Source organism: Alteribacter keqinensis (assembly GCF_003710255.1).
Classification (GTDB): Bacteria; Bacillota; Bacilli; order Bacillales; family Salisediminibacteriaceae; genus Alteribacter; species Alteribacter keqinensis.
On sequence record NZ_RHIB01000004.1, the window covers coordinates 124,131 to 145,236 of the forward strand.

22 protein-coding genes and 1 pseudogene are annotated in these 21,106 nt (G+C 45.8%); 14 read left to right on the forward strand and 9 right to left on the reverse strand.

What is annotated here, in order from left to right:
* Window positions 1-469 precede the first annotated feature (469 nt).
* The 4 genes and pseudogenes from EBO34_RS19225 (at window position 470) to EBO34_RS19240 (ending at window position 6,017) form a co-directional block, all read left to right on the forward strand.
* Window positions 470-3,700 carry a carbohydrate binding domain-containing protein gene (locus tag EBO34_RS19225; RefSeq protein ID WP_249414156.1) on the forward strand — a complete coding sequence of 1,077 codons (3,231 nt, stop codon included), beginning with the start codon at window positions 470-472 and terminating at the stop codon, window positions 3,698-3,700.
* Window positions 3,701-3,900: 200 nt separating this feature from the next.
* Complete coding sequence (locus EBO34_RS19230; protein ID WP_122901674.1) at window positions 3,901-4,341, forward strand: DUF5392 family protein; 441 nt, start codon at window positions 3,901-3,903, stop codon at window positions 4,339-4,341.
* Between the two features lie 84 nt (window positions 4,342-4,425).
* Window positions 4,426-4,745: pseudogene (locus tag EBO34_RS19235) on the forward strand (zinc ribbon domain-containing protein YjdM); the annotation flags it as partial.
* A 255-nt stretch (window positions 4,746-5,000) separates the two neighbouring features.
* Window positions 5,001-6,017 (forward strand): S66 family peptidase, encoded by a 1,017-nt coding sequence (locus EBO34_RS19240; RefSeq protein ID WP_122901676.1) that lies wholly within the window; start codon window positions 5,001-5,003, stop codon window positions 6,015-6,017.
* A 98-nt stretch (window positions 6,018-6,115) separates the two neighbouring features.
* Here the strand turns inward: EBO34_RS19240 and EBO34_RS19245 are convergent, their stop codons facing one another.
* Together EBO34_RS19245 and EBO34_RS19250 are read right to left on the reverse strand one after the other, a co-directional pair.
* The gene (locus tag EBO34_RS19245) at window positions 6,116-6,589 is read right to left on the reverse strand and encodes a GNAT family N-acetyltransferase (protein WP_122901678.1); all 474 of its coding nucleotides are present in this window, start codon (window positions 6,587-6,589) and stop codon (window positions 6,116-6,118) included.
* 132 nt (window positions 6,590-6,721) lie between these two features.
* Window positions 6,722-7,546, reverse strand: coding sequence for a hypothetical protein (locus tag EBO34_RS19250; protein WP_122901681.1), 825 nt, complete (start codon window positions 7,544-7,546; stop codon window positions 6,722-6,724).
* Window positions 7,547-7,770: 224 nt separating this feature from the next.
* Here EBO34_RS19250 and EBO34_RS19255 point away from each other — a divergent pair, with 224 nt between their 5' ends.
* Together EBO34_RS19255 and EBO34_RS19260 are read left to right on the forward strand one after the other, a co-directional pair.
* Window positions 7,771-8,388, forward strand: a complete 618-nt coding sequence (locus EBO34_RS19255) for an NUDIX hydrolase (protein ID WP_122901683.1) — start codon at window positions 7,771-7,773, stop codon at window positions 8,386-8,388.
* Between the two features lie 88 nt (window positions 8,389-8,476).
* A complete protein-coding gene (locus EBO34_RS19260; protein WP_122901685.1) occupies window positions 8,477-8,842 on the forward strand; it encodes a DUF4259 domain-containing protein in 366 nt (121 codons plus the stop codon).
* A 127-nt stretch (window positions 8,843-8,969) separates the two neighbouring features.
* On the opposite strand, the gene EBO34_RS19265 is transcribed toward EBO34_RS19260, so the two are convergent.
* The 5 genes from EBO34_RS19265 to EBO34_RS19285 all read right to left on the reverse strand — a co-directional run bounded on the left by EBO34_RS19265 (window position 8,970) and on the right by EBO34_RS19285 (window position 14,278).
* Window positions 8,970-9,575: a YusW family protein gene (locus EBO34_RS19265; RefSeq protein WP_122901687.1), complete on the reverse strand. Its 606-nt coding sequence runs from the start codon at window positions 9,573-9,575 to the stop codon at window positions 8,970-8,972.
* A 257-nt stretch (window positions 9,576-9,832) separates the two neighbouring features.
* A complete protein-coding gene (gene mbcS, locus EBO34_RS19270) occupies window positions 9,833-11,413 on the reverse strand; it encodes an acyl-CoA synthetase MbcS (protein WP_122901689.1) in 1,581 nt (526 codons plus the stop codon).
* A gap of 64 nt (window positions 11,414-11,477) precedes the next feature.
* Window positions 11,478-12,029, reverse strand: a complete 552-nt coding sequence (locus tag EBO34_RS19275; protein WP_122901691.1) for a hypothetical protein — start codon at window positions 12,027-12,029, stop codon at window positions 11,478-11,480.
* Window positions 12,030-12,355: 326 nt separating this feature from the next.
* A complete protein-coding gene (locus tag EBO34_RS19280; protein WP_122901693.1) occupies window positions 12,356-14,002 on the reverse strand; it encodes a solute symporter family protein in 1,647 nt (548 codons plus the stop codon).
* A gap of 6 nt (window positions 14,003-14,008) precedes the next feature.
* Window positions 14,009-14,278 carry a hypothetical protein gene (locus EBO34_RS19285; RefSeq protein WP_122901695.1) on the reverse strand — a complete coding sequence of 90 codons (270 nt, stop codon included), beginning with the start codon at window positions 14,276-14,278 and terminating at the stop codon, window positions 14,009-14,011.
* A 575-nt stretch (window positions 14,279-14,853) separates the two neighbouring features.
* On the opposite strand from EBO34_RS19285, the gene EBO34_RS19290 reads away from it, so the two are divergent.
* A complete protein-coding gene (locus tag EBO34_RS19290; RefSeq protein WP_122901697.1) occupies window positions 14,854-15,942 on the forward strand; it encodes a tetraprenyl-beta-curcumene synthase family protein in 1,089 nt (362 codons plus the stop codon).
* A gap of 199 nt (window positions 15,943-16,141) precedes the next feature.
* Here EBO34_RS19290 and EBO34_RS19295 read toward each other — a convergent pair whose 3' ends face one another.
* Complete coding sequence (locus EBO34_RS19295) at window positions 16,142-16,777, reverse strand: uracil-DNA glycosylase (protein WP_122901699.1); 636 nt, start codon at window positions 16,775-16,777, stop codon at window positions 16,142-16,144.
* A 178-nt stretch (window positions 16,778-16,955) separates the two neighbouring features.
* Here EBO34_RS19295 and EBO34_RS19300 point away from each other — a divergent pair, with 178 nt between their 5' ends.
* From EBO34_RS19300 to EBO34_RS19330, 7 genes are all read left to right on the forward strand, one after another.
* On the forward strand, window positions 16,956-17,330 hold the full coding sequence (locus tag EBO34_RS19300) for a vWA domain-containing protein (protein WP_122901701.1): 375 nt from the start codon (window positions 16,956-16,958) through the stop codon (window positions 17,328-17,330).
* Window positions 17,320-17,580 (forward strand): metal-sensitive transcriptional regulator, encoded by a 261-nt coding sequence (locus EBO34_RS19305; RefSeq protein ID WP_122901703.1) that lies wholly within the window; start codon window positions 17,320-17,322, stop codon window positions 17,578-17,580. The genes EBO34_RS19300 and EBO34_RS19305 overlap by 11 nt, the downstream gene beginning before the upstream one ends.
* A 106-nt stretch (window positions 17,581-17,686) precedes the next feature.
* Complete coding sequence (locus EBO34_RS19310; protein WP_122901705.1) at window positions 17,687-17,914, forward strand: sulfurtransferase TusA family protein; 228 nt, start codon at window positions 17,687-17,689, stop codon at window positions 17,912-17,914.
* Window positions 17,915-17,992: 78 nt separating this feature from the next.
* Complete coding sequence (locus EBO34_RS19315; protein WP_122901707.1) at window positions 17,993-18,469, forward strand: DsrE/DsrF/DrsH-like family protein; 477 nt, start codon at window positions 17,993-17,995, stop codon at window positions 18,467-18,469.
* Window positions 18,470-18,521: 52 nt separating this feature from the next.
* On the forward strand, window positions 18,522-19,088 hold the full coding sequence (locus EBO34_RS19320; RefSeq protein ID WP_122901709.1) for a sulfurtransferase TusA family protein: 567 nt from the start codon (window positions 18,522-18,524) through the stop codon (window positions 19,086-19,088).
* An 87-nt stretch (window positions 19,089-19,175) separates the two neighbouring features.
* The gene (locus EBO34_RS19325) at window positions 19,176-20,303 is read left to right on the forward strand and encodes an MBL fold metallo-hydrolase (protein WP_122901711.1); all 1,128 of its coding nucleotides are present in this window, start codon (window positions 19,176-19,178) and stop codon (window positions 20,301-20,303) included.
* Window positions 20,304-20,402: 99 nt separating this feature from the next.
* Window positions 20,403-20,630 carry a sulfurtransferase TusA family protein gene (locus tag EBO34_RS19330; protein ID WP_122901713.1) on the forward strand — a complete coding sequence of 76 codons (228 nt, stop codon included), beginning with the start codon at window positions 20,403-20,405 and terminating at the stop codon, window positions 20,628-20,630.
* Window positions 20,631-20,857: 227 nt separating this feature from the next.
* On the opposite strand, the gene EBO34_RS19335 is transcribed toward EBO34_RS19330, so the two are convergent.
* The gene (locus EBO34_RS19335; RefSeq protein ID WP_122901715.1) at window positions 20,858-21,064 is read right to left on the reverse strand and encodes a hypothetical protein; all 207 of its coding nucleotides are present in this window, start codon (window positions 21,062-21,064) and stop codon (window positions 20,858-20,860) included.
* Between the last annotated feature and the right edge of the window lie 42 nt (window positions 21,065-21,106).

Consider the following 21,106-nt stretch of genomic DNA (forward strand, 5'->3'; position numbering starts at 1 on the left):
AACCTTGAAGCTGTGAAAAAGCAGTCTTTCGCACAATAATCAGATTTTTCGGAATCCAATATTGACATTTTAAAGCCTGCAGGATACAATTCATTACGAGTAGACAGCAGTTTTTAAGTTTTTAAAACACCGGTAACTCTTTTTTTATTCCCTCATACGAAAGCGCTTTCGCTCCCCGTATTGACTTGTTTTAAGAACTGAAGAAGGATGTTTTTCAATTTAAAAACAACTTCTCTTAAAAACATCTTCTCCATCCATTAGTAATGCAAGAAACGAAAGCGCTTTCGTAACGATTGCATTTAAATCCAGAGGTGAAGGGAGTCTTCTGGAATTCTTCATCATCTTGTATAGGTGTTTTCGAAAGCGCTTTCGGGAGGAAGATGTTTCTCAAAAAATAAATAAGGAGGCAATAGAGCAGAAAGGGTTAGAAAAGAGTTAACAATAAAAATGAAGAGGTGGGAAAACACATATGGTGAGAAGAAGTATAGGGTTGTTCATGATTTTTTTACTGGTTGTACCGGTTTTATTTACGCAAAACGCAGAAGGCAGCAATCATTCGGGGGAGACAGAAGATGATGATTGGATGTTAACGTGGGAAGATCAGTTTGAAGGGGACGAACTTGATCCGGATAAATGGACGATTGATACAGGAAACGGGTTTTATGATGCCAACGGGAGTTGGGTTCCCGGCTGGGGGAATGAGGAGCTTCAATCCTACCAGGAGGATAACGTAAAAGTAGAGGACGGAAAGCTCATTTTGGAAGGCCGGGAAGAAACGGTTACTGATGAAACAGGAACCTATGAGTATACTTCCGGCAAGGTTCATTCTCAGGGGAAGTTCAGCCAGAAGTACGGGAAATTTGAAGCAAAGATGGCGCTTCCTGAAGGTCAGGGATACTGGCCGGCATTCTGGATGATGCCTGAAGACGATGTATACGGCGGCTGGGCGGCTTCGGGTGAGATTGACATTATGGAAGCGGCAGGGGGAAGACCTGATCATATCGGTGGCGCGATTCACTATGGAGCTGAATGGCCGAACAATACGTATACAGCAAAAGATTACTATTTTCCAGATGGAACCGATATTACGGACTTTAATGTGTACAGTGTGGAATGGGAACCGGGAGAAATTCGCTGGTATGTGAACGGTGAATTGTACCAGACGTTAAATAACTGGAGCACAACCGGTGCAGGAAACCCAGCTAAATTTTCGTACCCAGCTCCTTTCGATCAGGAATTCTATCTTATTTTAAACCTCGCTGTTGGCGGATGGTATGGTGGAGATCCGGATCACACGACCGACTTTCCGGGTGAGGTTGTCATTGATTATGTAAAGGCTTATGAACTGACGGGCAGAGACTACATGGAGCCTGTGGAGCCGGTATTTGAAGCGGAAGAGCTTCCGGAAAACGCAAAAGAAGCAATTGACGGAAATTATGTGTACGATACGGACTATGAAAAAGGGTTCACAGATATTAAAACCAATGATGATCTTCAAAATAAATGGACTTATGATTACTGGAACCTGGTTCATTTAAATGAGTTTAATGGTGATGCTTCTGTGTCGGTTGATGAATTAGATGGTGACCGTTATGCCAAAGTAGACATTACAAATGGCGGAAATCAGCCTTATTCCGTTCAATTGATTCAAAACGTAACGTTAGGCAAGGGAAGATGGTACAAGTTAAGCTTTGATGCAAAAGCGGCCGCTGACCGGTCGATGAATGTGAAAATTGGCGGTGGTCCTGAAAGAGGCTATACGGCCTATTCACCAAGCCGTGACTTTAATTTAACGACGGATGTTGAGACGTATGAAATGACATTCCAGATGCAGCATGATAGTGACGCAATGGCCCGTCTGGAATACAACATGGGTTTAAACACAAACAGTGTATGGGTTGGAAATGTCGTACTGGAAGAAGTGGAAGCACAAGATCCGTATAATGAAAATGCTCCAAAACAGCCGTTAAGAAACGGAAACCATGTGTACAACGGTACCTTTGATCAGGGCAGGATGGACAGAATGACATTCTGGAATTTGGAAAGTGAAGGTGCTGATGCCTCCGCTTCTGTGGATCCGATTGCCAGAGAGCTGGAGATTGATATAACAGATGGCGGGAATGTCCCTGAGTCCGTATCTTTAACACAATACGGAATAAACTTACTCGCGGGTGCTGAATACGAACTGACTTTCAACGGAAGAGCAACTGAAGGAAGAGACATTAAAGTTGCTTTATTGAACGAAGACGGGACAGGCGTTTACCACGAGGAAACACTGGCTTTACCAGAAGGCCAGGGAGAACATGGATTCACGTTTACCATGCCTGATGTAACGGATACAGCGGGACAGCTTGTTTTTTACGCTGGCGGAAACAGCAGTAATGTTGTATTGGACGATATTGAACTGTTCCGGCTGTCCGGTGGTGATAACGTATCACTTGAAGAAGCGTTCCCGTTAAAGAATGGGGACTTTACCAATGGTTCTTCATACTGGGGCACCCATATTCAAGGGGACTACGGTGATTCTTCTTCAGCCGGATCCTTTAAGGTGGAAAAAGGGGAAGCAAGATTCTCTGTAGAAAATACCGGTGATAACCCATGGGACATTATGTTCTTCCAGAATGATCTTTCTGTGAAGGCCGGAAAAACGTACATTGTTGAATTTGATGCTAAATCTACGATTGATCGAGACATTGAAGTTATCGTGGAAAATGCAAATTACCACCGCTTTTTATCGAAGGACATTTCTTTAACAGAAGAAATGAATACCTATGCGTTTGAATTTGTGATGGGTGAAGATGAGGTTGTTGGTCTTAAGTATCTTCTTGGGGCATTTGAGAGCGGTCCTCATGATGTGGTCGTTAAAAATGTCCGCTTTGAGGTTAAAGGCGAGAGAGAAAAGTATTTTCCTTTGAAAAACGGCGACTTCTCTCATGGCCTGGAAGAGTGGGGCACCCACCTTCAGGGAGAATATGATGGCGGTTCAAGCGCAACGTTTAATGGAGAAGAAGAAGCGAAAATAACAATCGCAAACACCGGATCAAACCCTTGGGACATTCAGCTGTACCAGGCAGGGTTGAACTTGTTCAAAGGTCAAACGTATGTGGTTGAATTTGATGCCCGGTCAACGACTGACCGTTCCATTGAAGTTGTCCTCGACAATGGTCCGGCCGGGGGCTACTACAGGCACTTTGAAGAGGTTGTTCAACTCTCGGGTTCTACTGAGACGTTCACATTTGAATTTGAAATGGGCGCAGACGATAACGTCGGAATACAATTCCTTGTCGGAAACGTATTAAATGAACAAATTTCTCACGAACATACCGTGGTTATTGATAATGTAAGAGTAGAAGTTCAAGGCATAAGGGAATTCCTTGCCGGTGAACCTGAGGAGAAGGAAGAAGATGAAACAGTACCTTCTGCTTCTGTTGCCGAGCTGTTGACAGAATTTGATGAGAAGCTGAACGTATACATTGATGCAGGTCAAGTTCAAAGACCGCTGACGAACAAGCTCAGCAACACGCTCAGACAAGCCGGCTATCATTACGATGGGGATAGACATAAACAAGCTGGGATGTTTGTGGAGAAGTTCTTGAAGCACTTAAATGATGATAAAAAATTCATTGAAGAAGAGGCAAAAATGACGCTGACGGAACTGGCTCATCAAGTACTGGAGGCACTAAGGGAAGAAGAGAAGTAAGGCAGTCTGATATTTTCGCAGAGTACCAAAGCTATAGCTGACCCACCCTCGTTTGAGTTTATACCTCAGACGGGGGTTTTTTTGGCAGGGACTTAGGAAATAACATCACATTGACTTCATGACGCTTTTAAAGTAGTATTCACTCATGAATTGAAAGGTTGTATTGTCTCCTATTCTCATTCTGAGGGGAATGATTGATTATGAGTTATAGAGAGTTACATGTTCATCACGAGATCCGGTATATGAGAAAAGCATCCCGGTCCTTTTACATGAATGCTTTTATTTTCGGTGTTATCGCAACGCTGCTCTTTTGCAATACGCTCCTTTGCCTGTACTATCTGATATTTGATCCACTGGCTATCGGGGATAGGCAGCTGTTTCAGCTGATACAGTCCATCATTGGTGCATTCAGTATTGCTCTTTTCATAGAAGCGTTTTATCAAAAAAGAATCGGTCAGGTAAAAAAACTGGCGCATATTCGAAAAAGGATAAAAGCGAGTGTATACTTTTCAAAAACAGACAAGAAGAAATTTATAAAAATGCTACGAGCACGCAGCACAGACAGAGTGTCTGTTTTCCGCGAATTCCTGCAAAAAGAAGAGAGGCTGAAAAGCCAAAAGGACTTACGTAACTATTATTGAGTTCGTTGCACAGCCCTTCCGGATATGATTTCCGGAGGGGGTTTTCTATACCTCATTACATAACTGGAGGAATGAACACAATAACCGAACTGCCCTGAATGCGGGTCTGAATATATTTATGAAGATGGGAACCTTCTCGTTTGTCCTCTCATGAATGGACAGCAAGAAAGCAGGCGGCTTCTGAAGAAGAGAATGTGATTCGGGACGTGAATGGTCACATCCTGAATGACGGGGATACTGTCACCGTGATTAAAGATCTGAAAATTAAAGGCAGCTCTTCTGCTGTGAAGCAAGGCACGAAAGTGAAAAATATCCGTCTTGTTAACGGGGATCACGATATTGACTGCAAGATTGACGGCTTCGGAGCCATGAAGCTGAAGTCTGAGTTTGTAAAGAAAATATAAAAGGAACTGCACCTTGAAATGAGGTGCAGTTTTTTTGGAGATTAAGACTTCCATATTCTAACACATATGATAAGATAGGATAAATATTCCTTCCAATCGATCTTTTCTGCAGTTTAATTAAACGTTTATTTAAGCTGAAAATTATGTTGATATGCAGAGAGTGGTGGAAGTGTTTTCGCTAGGAGTCCGCTGTTCTTTACATCAAAACATTTATGGCAACAAAAGCTGTAAAAAATCCAAGGAGGATGAGAAAAAGTGATTACCTACCCAACAATGCCGTCAAAAGCTTCCATTGCGATCACAGCTCCTTCATCGGGAGTGGAAAACGAACTGCACCATCTGGTTAAAGAAGCAGTGGCCCGTTTTGAAGAAAAAGGACACCGCGTGACCTGCGGGGATACGGTCTGGACCCAGGAGAAAGCAAAAGCAGCTTCTGCTGCTGTAAGGGCGGAAGAACTGAACCGGTTCCTTTCAGACTCCACGACCGATGTCATTATCCCTCCATGGGGAGGTGAGCTTTTAATAGAAATTCTCGAACATATAGACTACGAGAAGATAAACAGAAAATGGCTTCTCGGTTATTCAGATACAAGTCTGCTGCTCCTTGCTGTTACCTTAAATACGGGAATAGCAACTGCTCACGGAACGAATGCCGTTGATCTGCGGGGAAAAGAAACCGACGAGACAACAGCCAAATGGGAAAATGCTCTGAGCACAAATGCAGGTGATTCCATTAAGCAGTATTCTTCCTTTTACTATCAAAAAGAATGGCAGTTTGATAACCCAACTCCGTGGATCTTTCATTTAACTGAGGAAACAAAATGGAAAACAGTATCAGGGCAGGCAGAGCAGGTAAAAGGACGGCTGCTTGGGGGATGTATCGATGTGATCAGTCACCTTATAGGGACAAAACTAGGGGATGTGAAAAGATCCAGGGAGACGTATTTACGAGGGGATTCAATTCTCTGGTACTTTGAAAACTGCGAGCTCAGTACCACCGATCTTCGGAGAAATCTTGTGCAGATGAAGATGGCAGGCTGGTTTGACGGGTGCTCCGGAATCTTGTTTGGGCGAAGCGCAGCCAATACCCCGGTAGAAGGGTATACAGCGGAAGACGTGTACGAAGAGCTCGCAGAGGAGCTTGGGATTCCTGTCATCTATGACATCGACTGCGGTCACGTCCCGCCACAGATCACACTGATCAACGGAGCATATGCTGAGGTAAGTGTGAAAGAAGGGAAAGGCGAGATTGTTCAGCATTTTAAAAAGTAAGTGAATACGGGAGACAGGCAGTTGGAGAAGGGTATAGCGTGAATCCGCGGACCAATCTGATGAATCTTTTTGATATAACATTAATCCGCCACCACTTATCATGAATCCTCAGCATTCACCCGGTTCCCTGGCTTCTCCCAGTAAATCATGCTCTCAACTTCCTTCTCTCTCACCATTCCTGTTTTTTCTAAAACACGGATGGAAGGAACATTATCCTTATGGCACTCAGCCCGGACGATGCTTGCCTCTCCGGTTGAGCAGGCCCAGTCTATGAGTGCCGCCACAGCTTCGGTGGCGAGACCTTTGTTCTGCTCGGACGGGATGATACTGTATCCTGTTTCAACAGCTCCATTTTTATCAGGTACCCCTTTAAAACCGGCGTCTCCGATAATGGTGAGGGTTTCCCTGCTTATAATAAACCACGGTCCCCATCCGAGAGCGGAAGGGTCGTTTTTCAGCTCCTCAATATAAGCTGCAATATGGGGGCCGACTGGATAATCCTCGTCAAATGCCTGGGGAAGGGACTCTTCTGTGCAGGGGACGAGTATCAGGTGTTTGGTTAATCGCTTCATCACAGCCTCCTATTTTCGTTTCCAAAATCTGTTTTTATTTTACCACAGCAAATGTGTTGTAAGAACGCTCTTTTAACCATAAAAAGAGCGATACATCAGGTATTTCCTATAAGTCGCTCCTCTGTATAAAAGCTATGCTCCCTGTGATTGGTTGTCTTCAACTGTAGGCAGCATTTCCTTTTTTAGTTTGTGATACTGATAGGTTCCCCGGATTCCCTGAATGAAAAAGTATGAAAACACTGCAACCATGAAAAGGGAGGCGGCATTAGAGAATTCTGTACCGAAGCGCAGGAAAAGCTGGCTTGCCCAGTAATAGAGTAATAGGGAAACTGCACAGAACCGGCTTGCCTTGTAAATACCTAAGCTCAGTAAAAACATGAGGGCAATATCAATAAACGTCTCTGCCCAGACAATCCCCAGAAAGTCAGGGTTAAAGAACATCATAAACAAGATGAGCACGACGTTAAAAGAGGCGAGGATAACGCCTGTAATCCACCCGGTTTTAATATTGCTTTTCGCTTCTTTAAGTCTCTTTGCAGGAGCAGACGTTTGTTCTTCTGTTTCGTCTGTGGCTTCCGGGTTTTCTCTTTCCCACTTTTCAACAGCCTCTTCAAGGCCCATGGCGGCCGGAGTAACTTGAGAGTCAAGTTTTCCCTGTTTTACGGCAAGCTGGCGCAGATAGTCCTTACGAATAAGGAATGCATGAACGATTCCAAGGAGAAAGCCTACCAGGCCCAGGTTGAACAGCAGGTTCTCGAGCACCGGAAGCACACCCAGTATAAAGAGCATAAAGCTTATAAGAAAAGGTAACGCATACAGTAAGCTGTAAAGCATCCATCTCCGGTTGGAAGCCCTGATTCCGGTATGGAGAAAGGCAATAAAGAAAAAAAGGATGGTCAAAAACCATAAGAAGTAGAGGGAGTGGCGGATCTTCCACCCTTTGCTCAGTTCATTCATAGACAAGCTCCTTTAATTTTAGTATTTAAGAATCTGTCTTATTCTAGCAGAACAGAAGCGAACTTATTGTCATGATTTGTCGCATAACCTTTCTTTTTAGAAGAAGGATGTCTTTCCGTCGTGCTTCAATTGAAGTGGGAGGTCTCTGAAATCAGGATACTTGAAAGAAGGGTTGATAAAAATAATCCAGAATACTGTAATAAAGATCAATGGAGGCGGTTGACATGGAACCTAAATGGCTCACATGGGCAAAGGAGCTGCAGGCCATCTCCCAGTCCGGGCTTACATATACAAAAGATGTGTATGACAAGGAACGTTTTGAAGAAATCAGGAGAATCAGCACAGAAATGATGGCACATCAAACCGGTATGGACACGGAGAAAATAAAAGCCCTTTTTGCCAATGAAACAGGCTATGCTACACCTAAAGTAGATATCAGAGCCGTTGTGTTTAAAGAAAACAAACTTTTGATGGTCAAAGAAAAGAGCGACGGGAAGTGGTCCCTTCCTGGAGGGTGGGGAGATATCGGGCTCTCCCCGGGCGAAGTAGCTGTAAAAGAGGTGAAAGAGGAATCGGGGTTTGAAGTTGAGCCGTTAAAGCTTTTGGCGGTATTTGATAAAAAGCGCCACCCCCATCCTCCTTCTGCCTACCATACATATAAGCTGTTTATTCAATGTGAGATTACAGGTGGTAAAGGAATTGAAGGGGTGGAAACAAGTGATGTTGGTTTTTTCCCTGAGAATGGGCTACCTCCGTTGTCTCTGGCGAGGAATACAGAATCTCAAATACGTCAGGCGTTCAGACGTGTTAACAATCCAGATACCCCGGTGTATTTTGACTAAGAGTGTAGGTCTGAACGAAAGAAGGTTTTATCTGTCCTCAAGGCGAATCTATAGGGTGTGTTTATACGACTTTAGGAGGAATGGGCGAGTGGGAGCCTGGGACACTGGGATTTTTGATGATGATACTGCTTGTGATGTAAGAGATGAATTTCTAGATTACTTGGAGCAGGGGCATACTCCAAAGGAAGCGACGGAATTTATGCTGGATGATTATCTGGAAGAGTCCAGTTTTGATGAGGATCAGGAAGTTCTTTCCCTCGTTTATTGCGGTCTGGCGGCTGTTCAACTGGAGAAGAACTGCCTTCAAAAAGATGTGAAAATAACAACGATCGGGTTAATAAAAGGTGGCGCAGATCTTGAAATGTGGGAAGAGGCTGGCGGAGAAGAGTACAGGAACAGAGAAAAGGTGTTAAATGACTTAAAACAGGCACTTGACCAGGAGAGAGGGCAATAAAAAAGGAAACAGCTTTCTCACAGAATTAGAAAAGCAGCCGGGATTTCTGCGAAACAGATCCCGGTGAATCCTTCTCGGGGGGAATAAAAAAAGCCAAGTGCAGCGTGTGCACTTGGCTCTACTAATCTTACTGCTCGTCTTCTTCTTCGTTTTCGTCTTCTACTTCAACTTCATCGTCGTCATCGCCAAGGTCCATACCCTCATCGTCTTCTTCACCTGGAACTTCATCTTTGAACTGAACATCTACTTGTAATTCTTCGTATGTTTCATCAAGTTCAAAGGCTTCTGCAGTTGCTTCTCTGATCTCTTCTTCACTCATGTCAACTGTAAGGTCAAGCTCAGGAAGGATCTGTTCCAGCTCGTTCAATGCTTCGTCGCCTTCAAGTGTCAGCTCTTCTTCCGTACGGGCATCTTCGATTGTAGCTTCAGGCGTTCCTTCGTTGTAGTTATACTCTACGCTGTAGTCGCCTTCTTCGTACTGAGCATCAAGCTGGAAGTCTATAAAGTTAAGGTCTTCATACCAGGCGTCAGAAGCTTCATCTGCCAATTCGCCATCATCAGCTTCTTCATCGTCTTCCAGACCCAGTTCATCATCACTTTCATCTTCTTCATGCTGTTCCACTTCACCATTGTCATCTGTTGCCGTGTCGTCCTGCTGTTCTTCAGCATCCCCACAGGCAGCCAGGCTGAACGTAAGTGCTAATGTTCCGATAGATAGTCCGAATTTCTTCATGTCAAAAAACCTCCGAGTAAGTAGTAGTGTTATCTATTTTTTGTGCACAGGTGTCTCTACCCGGGGAAATCTTACGTTAAACTGAAGAAATTGAAGTGTGTGTATTCTGAAAATTTAATAAAGTGAGCGTAGAGGGCGGAGCACAGGATCAAGTTCCTGCTTTAAGACAGGGATCCATCACTCAGAAACATCTTGAAACTATCAAAAAAAACACGCAGATTCACTAAAATGAATCCGCGTGGCGTGTGTATGATCAATTACTTTACTTTTTCCTTCATCCTAAGTTCAACCCGGCGGATCTTGCCCGATGTTGTTTTCGGAAGTTCTTCCAGGAACTCAATTTGACGCGGGTACTTATAAGGTGCGGTGATCTCTTTCGTATGGTCCTGCAATTCCTTAACAAGGACATCATCAGCCACTTTATCCGGATCCCGGAGAACGACGTACGCTTTTACGATGCTTCCGCGAATTTCATCCGGTGAGGCGACGACTGCGCACTCCCGGACAGCAGGGTGCTTCAACAGGGCATCTTCAACCTCGAACGGACCGATTGTGTAGCCGGAACTGATAATGATGTCGTCACTTCTTCCTTCAAACCAGAAGTAGCCGTCTTCATCTTTGGACGCCTGGTCTCCCGTTAAGTACCAGTCCCCCCGAAACGCTGTCTGGGTTCTTTCTGAGTCCTTGTAGTATTCTTTAAACAGTGCCGGACAGTCTTTATGAACCGCAATGTCCCCAACTTCACCAACTGCTGCAGGCTGACCGTATTCATTAATCACTTCCACCTGGTTGCCCGGGGTAGGCTTGCCCATGGATCCCGGTTTTATTTCCATCCCTTGAAGGGTGCAGACGAGTAACGTGTTCTCGGTCTGGCCGTATCCGTCACGGAGGTCTGCATCGAACGCTTTTTTAAACGCTTCAATAACCGGACGGTTCAGAGGCTCCCCGGCAGAAACTGCGCTCTTTAACTTGGGAACATTATACGATGCCAGGTTCTCGACTTTAGCCATCAGTCGATACTCTGTCGGCGTACAGCAGAGGACATTGATATTTTCTTTTTCCATCATATCTAGATAGGTGTTCGGGTCAAAGCCGCCGTGATACACAAAGGCGGTAGCGCCAAGAGTAATGGTGGAGAGAAACGGACTCCATATCCACTTCTGCCAGCCTGGTGCGGCAGTTGCCCAGACGAGATCGCCCTCTTCAACACCGAGCCATTCCTTTGCGGCAGTACGGACGTGAGCGTAGCCCCAGCCGTGAGAATGAACGACCCCTTTAGGGTTTCCGGTTGTGCCGGATGTATAGGATAAAAAGGCCATATCGTCACGGGAGGTAAGTTCTCCTTCATAAACGTTATCTTCTTTTTCAGCCAGCTCTTCAAGAGACTGCCAGCCTTCTTCCTCACCGCCGACAATGAACTTTTTCGCCAGGGCACGGTGGCCGCTGCTGATGGCGTTCACTTCGGCCGTTGTTTTATGGAAAGCAACAATCCCCTTTACATTCGCATGCTCAATACGGTACTCCAAGTCTTTTTTACGGAGCATTTCCGAGCTTGGAATCGCGACGATCCCTGCTTTAAGACAGGCAAGGTAGGTCATGTAGGCTTCAGAAATCCTCGGGAGAATGATTAAAACACGATCACCTTTTTCAATTCCCTGACGTTTGAGGGCAAGGGCGAACTGATTTGTTTTCTCGATCAGTTCTTTGTAATGAACGTCCCGGCGGTTGCCTTCAGCGTCCCGCCATCGTATGGCAATCCGCTTGTCATCACGCTCATACTTACTCAGCTCTTCTGCTATGTTGTATTGAATCGGTGCAATCAGTTCTTCTCTGTTCATGTTGTACTCCTCCTTTAGATAAAGGCACTGGAAAAAGTTGAAGACCGAACTTTTTCAGTGCCTTCTAGATAAGTGCGCCGGTCGGCATAATCATGTAATAGATACTGGCGAAAAAAACGAAAACGACAAAAACGGAAAGGTACGCTTTCCAGGGTGCGAATCTCTGTGTGGTGATATGAATCTTTACACAGATGAAGTACATCCACACAACGCCAATGACGAGGGGAAGTATCATCAGCCAGCCTTCCCAAAGTCCGGTCAGTGTCGGAACAGCGAGCAGTCCCGGCAAAAGGGCGATAGAGGAAGAGCGGCTTATTTCACTAATTCTACCCGGCCCCCCGAATCCCCTGGCTCCGGCCCATAAAAGAACAGTAAGCCCGATTTTTGTGAGCCAGACCGAGAACAGTCCGAATAAGATAAAGATAAGTGGAACAAGTGCATTTCGGAGCAGCGCCGATTCGAAGCCGGCAATGAAGGAGGCGTTGGCAAGAATGCCAAAGCCTCCGTATGCAGCACCTACAAGCAAAACAATGAGCCTGCTGTAGGTGAGCGATTTTGGTGTCTGGGTAAAATGCTGAAAAGCAGGTGTCTGTAAAATCATCATTTTTCCAATCATGTGTATTGACCCCTTCTGTCTGTGGTACTGATTTGTTCTTTTACATTGGGTGCCCTGAAAATAGAATTGGGAAGGCGCTATAACCCTTCATTAAAGCTCAGCTACGTTGAAAGGAAGACGCTCCCTTTCCGCGGACTCGCGTCGAGCCTTCACGTGCTCTCGCAAGGCCACTGAAAAAGTCCATTTTCTTTAAGGTGAAGTTATTATCGGACTTTGACTTTTTCAGTGACCTCATCCCGCACTCTGGGGTCTCGACTGTATCGTTATTCCGCAGGAGTCTCGCATCTTCCGTTCAACTAAGCACGATGTTTATAGGAAAACAGCGTTTACATTCCCCACGGCATAATAGCCCAGATGGCAATCGCAGTGAAGAAGACAACGGTAATCGCTGCACCGACTGTGCTGTTGTAGCGTCCCGGGTGGACCTCTTTCCAGCCGTGAATGCGTTCGATCAAGGCGTGATCCTCTCTGGTTGAAAGCTTGGAAGTAAGGCTTGGCATCCGGTTTGTTACATAGGATACAACGATCAGGAGAACGAAACTTACAGGAATAGCAAGCATCGCTCCGGACAATCCCATTCCGTCAGTAACGCTGTGACCGGTAATGACGATGGACGGGAAGACAAATGGTGAGACCATGATGTAAAGCGCTCCACCGACAACGGATGCTGCGATGGCCCCAAATTTGTTGGCTTCTTTCCACCAGACCCCGACAAGAATGAGCGGTGCGTTTGTGACCCCGGCCAGACCGAACGCCCATAATATACTTACAACAAGGAAGGCAGGCGGGTTAATCGCAAGCAGAATACTCACAATCCCTCCGGCAAAAATAGCAATGTAGCCCAGGCGGACACGCTTTTTCTCCGTGATTTCCGGCTTGAGTGTTGTAAAAATGTCCTGTGATAAAAGAGCCCCGATCGCAAGGAGGTTGCCGCTCAGTGTGGAAAGACCGGCGGAAATAGCACCTGCGATGACAAGAGCTGTTACCCATTCAGGGTTATAAACAAGGTTCAATATGATCGTAAGCTTGTCTGCATCCCCCTGTGAAATAACGACCCCCTGTGTTTCTGTAGCGTACACGCCAACAAATCCCATGGCGTATGTGGCAGAGAACACCAGTCCGATAATAAAGGCAAACCAGATCATGGCTGAGCGTGCACTTTTTAAGCTGGACGCTGTGTAGATACGCATAGCCAGATGGGGAAGACCGAGTGAACCGATGGTAAGTCCGATAAGGGAGGCGTACCATTTAGGTGAGTATTGATAATCAAAGAAGTTCGGCATCGCCTCGATCATGGCAGGGACCATATCCGCGTATAAGAGAGGCGGGAAGAACCAGCCGTTACCTCCAATGGCCTTCATAATCGCTCCAAGGGGAACGATGAACATGAGGGCGATGATGACCATCTGTATCGCTGCGTTATTGGACGCCCCGGCCATTCCCCCAAGAGTAATGTAGCCGACAATAATCAAACCGCCCACAATGAGACCGGTCAGGTAAGGAATACCGAGCACCGTTTCAAAGGCGAGTGCAATTCCGATCATCTGCCCGAGAGCATACATAATGGATACAAGAATCATAAACAACGCTGCAATAATAGAAGCACTGATGCCATAGCGCTCACGGATAAAGTGAGTCGGAGAAAAGGCTCCCATACGGCGAAGACTTGTTCCGTAAATAATCGTAATCAAAGGAATCGCTAAAATTAGCTGAATCCAAAGCATAATGAACGGGACCTGCAGCTGAAGAATGAGTGCTGTAATCCCAAGAAATGTTGCCAGACTCATGTACGTCGATGCCATGGCCAGCCCGTTTGTAAGCGGTCCGATTGTGGCACCGGCTACGTACAAATCCGTTACGGACGTACTTTTACGGTTTGATATGTAACCCACGATATAAAAAAGCAAAAACGTCGCAACAATGGCGACGACCCCCAATATTGGGTTTGATAACTGCCAAGCTTCCTCTCCCATTAAGCTTTACGCCCCTTCCCGCTTCTGTTGTTCGATTTCAAGGATACTTTCTCTCTCAATATCAGCATCGATTTGATTCCCAAGCTTACTGGCGACAATCGTCAGGGCAAAAATTCCGAACCACCCAAACAAAATCGGCACGATATACATAATCGGGAAGCCAAACAGCATGCCGTTCACAGGGAAGATGGAGAAAAACAGCCCTACATTACCTGCGGCGAGAAACAATGCCGTCATCAGGATGGTAAACCGAACTTCTTTTTTGTAAGCTTTCAACTTGCAACCTCCATTCATAATGGTGTATTTTGACTGAGCGGTCAGTCGTCCGTCATGAAGGGATCTCATAACAGGTCAGGAGTAAAGTCTGCACCCTGATAAAGGACTAAAGAACCAGGACAAAAGTGTATAATTACTCTTTACAGTGTATGAGTATGACGCTCCGGCAACGGGACTGCTCGTTATTGTTTGATTGTAAACGGTTACAATATTGAGTGTCAATATAATTATTTTAATTTTTAGAAAACTAAACCTCGCTGTTTTTGTCGGTCATTGCCGACAGATCAAGAAATCACAGGATAGATACTTGCAATCTATTGGCTCTTAAACGGATAATAGACTAAGAGACACAACAGAAATCGAAGAAAGCGCTGAAAAAGTTCGGTCTTTAACTTTTTCCAGTGCCTTCTAAGCAATGAGCGTAACGGTTGCATTTTTTAAAAGCCTGGTACGAGTGGTTTTTCGTAACAGGTGCGCAACCGGGTGGAGCCATAGCAACTCAAATAAAAGCCACTGAAAAAGTTGTTTTGTACTTTTTCAGTGGCCTCGAAATCGAACCTTAGGAGGCAGAAACGTTGAAAGCACCGACGACAATGTGGACGATGGTATATAAAGTGTACAAAGAAATTGTGCCTGAGGTTCATATGATATTGGACGAATGGCGAAAGAAAGCAGAAACGATTGAAGACGATGAGCTTCGTGAATATGCGCTTGAAAGTGTGAACGAAAATACGTTCCATAATGAGGGGGGCGGGGTATTTGCCCTCCTTACGAAAGAAAAAGTGAGAAAGGATGTTCTCTGGTTCATCGTTTCCTATCAGGTGATCTGTGATTACCTCGACAGTCTGTGTGACCAGAGTGACTCCCTTGATCCGAATGACTTCCGTTCTCTTCACGAGGCCCTTCGTCAGGCGCTTCACCCGGGGACATTGGATGACTCGGTGTATTACGAGCATCGCGGACAAAAAAATGATAATGGTTTTTTACGGGAACTGGTCGCAACCTGCCAGGAAAAAGTGGCGGCGTTCCCGGGCTTTGAAGAGACACAGGCATCGATGGAGGAACTTTCCCTTCATTACCGGAACCTGCAGGTTTATAAGCACGTGAAAAAAGAGGACCGGGAGCCCCTCTTAATCAAGTGGTATGAAGAAACAAAGGAAGAGTATCCGCAGCTGGCACGGATGCGGTGGTATGAATTCGCCGCAAGTACAGGATCTACTCTTGGGGTCTATGCACTGGCGGCCTACGCATCTAAAGGGAGGATGAAGCGGGAGACGGCCGTGAAAATCAAAGATAGTTATTTCCCCTACGCTCAAGGGCTTCATATTCTGCTCGATTACTTCATTGATCAGGAAGAGGATCTGGCTGATGATGAGCTTAACTTCTGTGCATACTACCGTGATGAAGAAGACATGGTGGAGCGGATTGGCGTGTTCAAGTCAGAAGCTGAAGAGAATTTGAAGACAATGCCTGATGCTAGCTTTCACACGTTAATTCACAAAGGCATCATCGCCATTTACCTGGCTGATGAAAAAGTGCAGAATGATCCTGAGATCAAGCGTGTAGCAAACCGAATGATCCGGTTCGGGGGCATTTCCACTTTGTTCTTCTATTTGAATTCGTGGGTGTTCAGGCGAGTGGGAGACAAGGAGAAAGCGGCATAAAATCTACTTTTGACCCTTAAGGCTGCCTGACATTTACGTCAGGCAGCCTAATTTGATTAAAAAGAGGGCCAACCTGTTTAAAGAGGAAGCCAACCTGTTTAAAGAGAGGGCCAACCTGTTTAAAGAAGAAGCTAACCTGTTTAAAGAAGAAGCTAACCTGTTTAAACCGAAAACGCCAACCTCTCAGATACCCTATCCCCTACCCGGAAGCGAGCACTTCCTTTAATTTTTCAAGGTCACTGTGAATAACCTCCAGGAGGCTCCGGTTGTAGAAGATAGAAGCCGGATGATAGGTAGGGAAGATCCTGTATTCTTTATCTGTCCAGACAAACTGGTCATTTTCATCCAGCTTTTGCACAGGCTGGACAAGGAGATCACCGTGACAGTCACCGATTTTTTTATCGGGGCCGGCAAGGCGTTTAAGACCGATGTTGCCGAGAGTGACAATGACCGGAGCCCGAACATTGGCGACTTCATAATCAAGGAGCGGGGCGTGGGCTGTAATTTCCCTGGCTGTAGGAGGCCGGTTGTACTTCCTTTTAACAACCTGCCCGTCTCTTGTTTTTTTCTCTCCCCACCGGTACGGGCGGCTCCTCACCGCACTGGTAATGTATACTTCTTCCCGGGTCAGGCCGAGACGCTCGATAAACGTCATCAGTTCCCTGCCCGCCCGGCCGCTGAAAGGAACGCCGTTACCGATTTCTGTTTCCCCCGGAGCCTCACCGACGAGCATCATCTTCGGGTGTTCAGGCCCGCCTCCAAAAACAAAACCATCTACCGGGAAGGAGGCGATTCTTTTTTTTCCTTTTTCGGCTAAATGATCAGGTATACGCATGGAAACAACCTCCAGTTCTGCCGTGAGCATTTGTTCTGTCTGTGCGTTTTATTTCGTGTTACACTCAGGTGCGAAGCGATTATGAAAGGCTATACCCTTATGAAGAAAAAGATAAAAGTAAGGGTGTTGACAATATACCCCTGCGGGTATATAATGATCATTGTAACGAGGTGACATTATGCAAACAGCAATGTTGATAATCGCAGTCATTCTGGCTGCACGCTCTTTATATAAACGTTATGTACCGGTCATCGGGGTATCGTGTATGAACGTATCGGACATGAAAGAAGACGGCAGTACGATTGTCGACCTTCGTGACTTCCAGACGGCTCATCACGATCCCCTGGAAGGAGCCGTTAATATGCCTATGGCTTATATCTACCGACACTACAAAGACATTGGCCAGGGTACTGTTTATCTTGTCTCATCAGACATGACCGATATTCACTTAACCGCCCGTTTTTTAAAAAGAAAGAAGATCAGGGTGGAAGGCTTTTCTTTAACCACCGAAGTCAAACCTTGTAAGAAAGGACGTGAAGTACATGGAGTATAATGACAAAATGAAGCACCGCGTCAAACGGATTGAAGGTCAGATAAAAGCCATTCTCCGTATGATGGAAGAAGAGAAGGACTGCAGGGACCTGATCGTCCAAATGTCAGCGGCACGCAATGCCCTGGACCGCACCATCGGCCTTGTGGTGAGTTCGAACCTGGAACAATGTGTAAGAGAGCAGATTGAAAAAGGCGAAGACACAGAAGAGTTGATCCAGGAAGCTGTTCAGCTGCTCGTAAAAAGCAGATAGTGTTGACACGAAGAAACAGGGGTGTTAACATACCCCTGTAGGTATAAAAACCACAAAAAATTTTACTTTTTAATATACCCTATGGGGTAATTTGGAGGTTGAAATGATGAAAGCAGATAAAGTAGTAGACGCAAAAGGACTTGCATGTCCAATGCCGATCGTCAGAACGAAAAAAGCAATGGATGAGATCACATCGGGAGAGGTGCTTGAAGTACAAACAACCGATTCCGGTGCCAAAAGCGACCTGACAGCTTGGGCAAAAGCGGGAGGTCATGAACTTCGCGCAGATACAGAAGATAACGGTGTATATACGTTTTGGATAAAGAAGAAATAACGAAAAAAATTTAAACACTTTAATACCTGTGCGGGTATATGTACAAACGAAACAAAACATTTAAGGAGTGAAGAAAAAATGGATAAGAAAAAAACAACGATTGTATTATTCAGTGGAGAGTATGACAAAGCGATGGCGGCTTACATTATTGCCAACGGTGCAGCAGCTTACGATCATGAGGTGACGATCTTCCACACATTCTGGGGACTGAATGCTCTTCGTAAAGATGCGCAGGTTCCTGTAAAGAAAACCTTTATGGAAAAAATGTTCGGAAAGATGATGCCACGCGGTGCAGATAAAATGGGTCTGTCAAAAATGAACTTCGCCGGTATGGGACCGAAGATGATTAAACAGGTAATGAAAAAGCACAATGCAATGCCGCTTCCTGATCTGATTGAAATGGCTCAGGAACAAGGTGTAAACCTTGTATCATGTACGATGACAATGGACCTCCTGGGTCTTCAAAAAGAAGAACTGCTGGACGGGATCGAATACGCAGGTGTAGCAGCGTATCTCGGAGAAGCCTCAGACGGCAATGTGAACCTGTTTATCTAAATTGCGGGGATTTCCCCTTAAGATAAAACCATTAAAGAGGAGGAGTCAGAAGATGATTAAAGCAAACGAAGTACTTGATGCAAAAGGCCTGGCCTGTCCAATGCCGATCGTGAAAACGAAAAAAGTAATGGGTGACCTTGAACCCGGGCATGTTCTTGAGATTCAGGCCACTGACAAAGGATCCACGGCAGACTTAAAAGCGTGGGCAGAACGTATCGGCCACCAGTACCTCGGTACGGTTGAAGAAGGAGATGTCCTCAAGCACTACGTGCGAAAAGCAGGCAGTGACGACGGCGAGCAGGAAACAAAGCATCCGCATGTTATTAACAATGACGACCTCGCTTCAAAAGCCGAGGAAGGAAGCCTTGTACTTGTAGACGTCCGGGAAGAGGCGGAGTACCGCTTTAACCATATTCCGGGAGCTGTATCCATTCCTCTTGGAGAATTGGACACACGCTTGGGTGAATTGAACAAAGACGATGAGATTCATGTTGTCTGCCGTACCGGTAACCGAAGTGATCTGGCAGCCCAGAAGCTGACAGAGAAAGGATTCACAAATGTGATTAACGTTGTTCCCGGCATGAGTGAATGGTCGGGCAAGACCGAGAAAAGCGTATAAAAGAAGTTCCAGGCCGGAGGAGGTTCCTCCGGCAAGGGATTCAACCAAAAAATTTTAAACATTAACATACTATAGGGGGTATATGAGATGACTGTAAAAGCCATGAATGCAAGTGAATTAAGCCAAAAAGTGATCAATAAAGAGCCGTTGTTTATTCTTGATGTTCGTAATGAAGATGCGTTTGGTGACTGGAAAGTGGATGGGGAAAACTTCGACTACCTGAACGTCCCGTATTTTGATCTGATTGACGGGGTGGAAGACATTCTAGATCAGGTTCCTGAAGACCGTGATGTTCTTGTTGTCTGTGCGAAAGAAGGATCTTCCATTATGGTAGCAGAGCTCTTTTCAGACGCAGGACGTGACGTGAGCTATCTTGAAGGCGGAATGAAAACGTGGAGCGAGCACTTAGAGCCTGTAAAAGTTGGCGACCTTAACGGCGGCGGAGAAATTTATCAGTTTGTACGCCTTGGTAAAGGCTGCCTTTCCTACATGATCGTCTCAGGTGACGAGGGGGCTATGATTGACCCGCTTCGTCTGGTTGATCAGTATGAAGCATTTGCGAAAAAACTTGGAATTAAGGTGCTTCACATGTTTGATACACACCTTCACGCAGACCACATTTCCGGCGGGCGCCGTCTTGCAGAGGCAACCGGGGGAACGTACTACCTGCCGCCAAAAGATGCGGACGAAGTGACATTCTCCTACGAGCCTCTTGAAGATGGTAAAGTCGTAACCTTTGGTGGAGCCGATGTGACAGTGAAAGCGGTCTACACACCGGGACACACAATCGGAAGTACGTCTCTGGTCGTTAATGAAACGTACCTGTTCACAGGAGACATTTTGTTCCTTGATTCAATCGGGCGTCCGGATCTTGCCGGAAAAGCGGAAGACTGGGTAAGCGACCTGCGCGAGTCTCTGTATGTCCGCTATAAAGAAATGAATCAGGACCTCCTTGTGATGCCGGCCCACTTTGCCAAACTGAGTGAGCTTGATGAAAAAGGACGTGTGTATGCACGACTGGGTGATCTTTATCAAGTAAACAGCGGCCTTCAGGTGGAAGACGAAGACGAGTTCCGCCGTCTCGTATCCGAGAACCTTCCGCCGCAGCCGAACAGCTACCAGGAAATCCGTAAGACCAACATGGGTAAAATCAGCCCGGAACCAGCGGAAGAAACAGAAATGGAAATTGGTCCAAACCGCTGTGCGGTAAGCTGACAGAAGAAACTTACGCGCAAAGGGCCAGCCCGTCCTTTGCGTGTGAATGAGCAGAAGGGTACACTAAAATAAGTTTACCAACCTCAGGAGGAATGAATGATGAAAGCAGATAAAGTATTAGACGCAAAAGGGCTCGCATGCCCAATGCCAATCGTAAGAACGAAGAAAGCAATGGGTGAACTTTCAAGCGGCGAGATCCTTGAAGTGCAGGCTACTGACAAAGGAGCCAAGAGCGACCTTACTGCCTGGGCAAAAGCAGGCGGACATGAGCTGGTGGATGACGCTGAAGAAAACGGCGTATTCACATTCTGGCTGAAAAAAGGATAATGATTTAAGAGCACCTCGGGTCAGTTTAGATGACCCGAGGTGTTTTATGCTGATTGAGCTGGTAAACGGGGCTAACCCGTTAATGGCTGCTGCCCGGTGAATGCTAAACGATCTCAAGTAGGAGTTTTTATCGGATTTGTATTAAGAATTCCCGTCTGATTGTTAAGAATTCCTATTAAAATGGAAACGCCAATTGCAAACCGCCGCTATTGACCTATTACTTCCCGCTACTCCCGCCTCGCCAGATACCCCTGCACCTGCCGGTAGATCTCCAGCAGAATGTATGCCACGATAATCCAGATTAATAAAATCGGCGCATATTGAATCAGCGTCATGGCATCCCCTTCCTTCACATCCCCCAGCCAGATAAAAGAGGTGACCATGACAGGCAGAATGATAAGAATAATGAACAACCGTGCAGCTTTGTTTCCCATACTGAATCCCCCATTCTTCTCCTGCTATTCTAGCATACCGCT

Coding starts and splice junctions, on each gene's coding strand:
- EBO34_RS19225 (WP_249414156.1), top strand. CDS start 470: ATGGTGAGAAGAAGTATAGGGTTGTTCATGATTTTTTTACTGGTTGTA.
- EBO34_RS19230 (WP_122901674.1), top strand. CDS start 3,901: ATGAGTTATAGAGAGTTACATGTTCATCACGAGATCCGGTATATGAGA.
- EBO34_RS19245 (WP_122901678.1), bottom strand. CDS start 6,589: ATGAAGCGATTAACCAAACACCTGATACTCGTCCCCTGCACAGAAGAG.
- EBO34_RS19250 (WP_122901681.1), bottom strand. CDS start 7,546: ATGAATGAACTGAGCAAAGGGTGGAAGATCCGCCACTCCCTCTACTTC.
- EBO34_RS19255 (WP_122901683.1), top strand. CDS start 7,771: ATGGAACCTAAATGGCTCACATGGGCAAAGGAGCTGCAGGCCATCTCC.
- EBO34_RS19265 (WP_122901687.1), bottom strand. CDS start 9,575: ATGAAGAAATTCGGACTATCTATCGGAACATTAGCACTTACGTTCAGC.
- mbcS (WP_122901689.1), bottom strand. CDS start 11,413: ATGAACAGAGAAGAACTGATTGCACCGATTCAATACAACATAGCAGAA.
- EBO34_RS19275 (WP_122901691.1), bottom strand. CDS start 12,029: ATGATTGGAAAAATGATGATTTTACAGACACCTGCTTTTCAGCATTTT.
- EBO34_RS19280 (WP_122901693.1), bottom strand. CDS start 14,002: ATGGGAGAGGAAGCTTGGCAGTTATCAAACCCAATATTGGGGGTCGTC.
- EBO34_RS19295 (WP_122901699.1), bottom strand. CDS start 16,777: ATGCGTATACCTGATCATTTAGCCGAAAAAGGAAAAAAAAGAATCGCC.
- EBO34_RS19300 (WP_122901701.1), top strand. CDS start 16,956: ATGCAAACAGCAATGTTGATAATCGCAGTCATTCTGGCTGCACGCTCT.
- EBO34_RS19305 (WP_122901703.1), top strand. CDS start 17,320: ATGGAGTATAATGACAAAATGAAGCACCGCGTCAAACGGATTGAAGGT.
- EBO34_RS19310 (WP_122901705.1), top strand. CDS start 17,687: ATGAAAGCAGATAAAGTAGTAGACGCAAAAGGACTTGCATGTCCAATG.
- EBO34_RS19315 (WP_122901707.1), top strand. CDS start 17,993: ATGGATAAGAAAAAAACAACGATTGTATTATTCAGTGGAGAGTATGAC.
- EBO34_RS19320 (WP_122901709.1), top strand. CDS start 18,522: ATGATTAAAGCAAACGAAGTACTTGATGCAAAAGGCCTGGCCTGTCCA.
- EBO34_RS19325 (WP_122901711.1), top strand. CDS start 19,176: ATGACTGTAAAAGCCATGAATGCAAGTGAATTAAGCCAAAAAGTGATC.
- EBO34_RS19330 (WP_122901713.1), top strand. CDS start 20,403: ATGAAAGCAGATAAAGTATTAGACGCAAAAGGGCTCGCATGCCCAATG.
- EBO34_RS19335 (WP_122901715.1), bottom strand. CDS start 21,064: ATGGGAAACAAAGCTGCACGGTTGTTCATTATTCTTATCATTCTGCCT.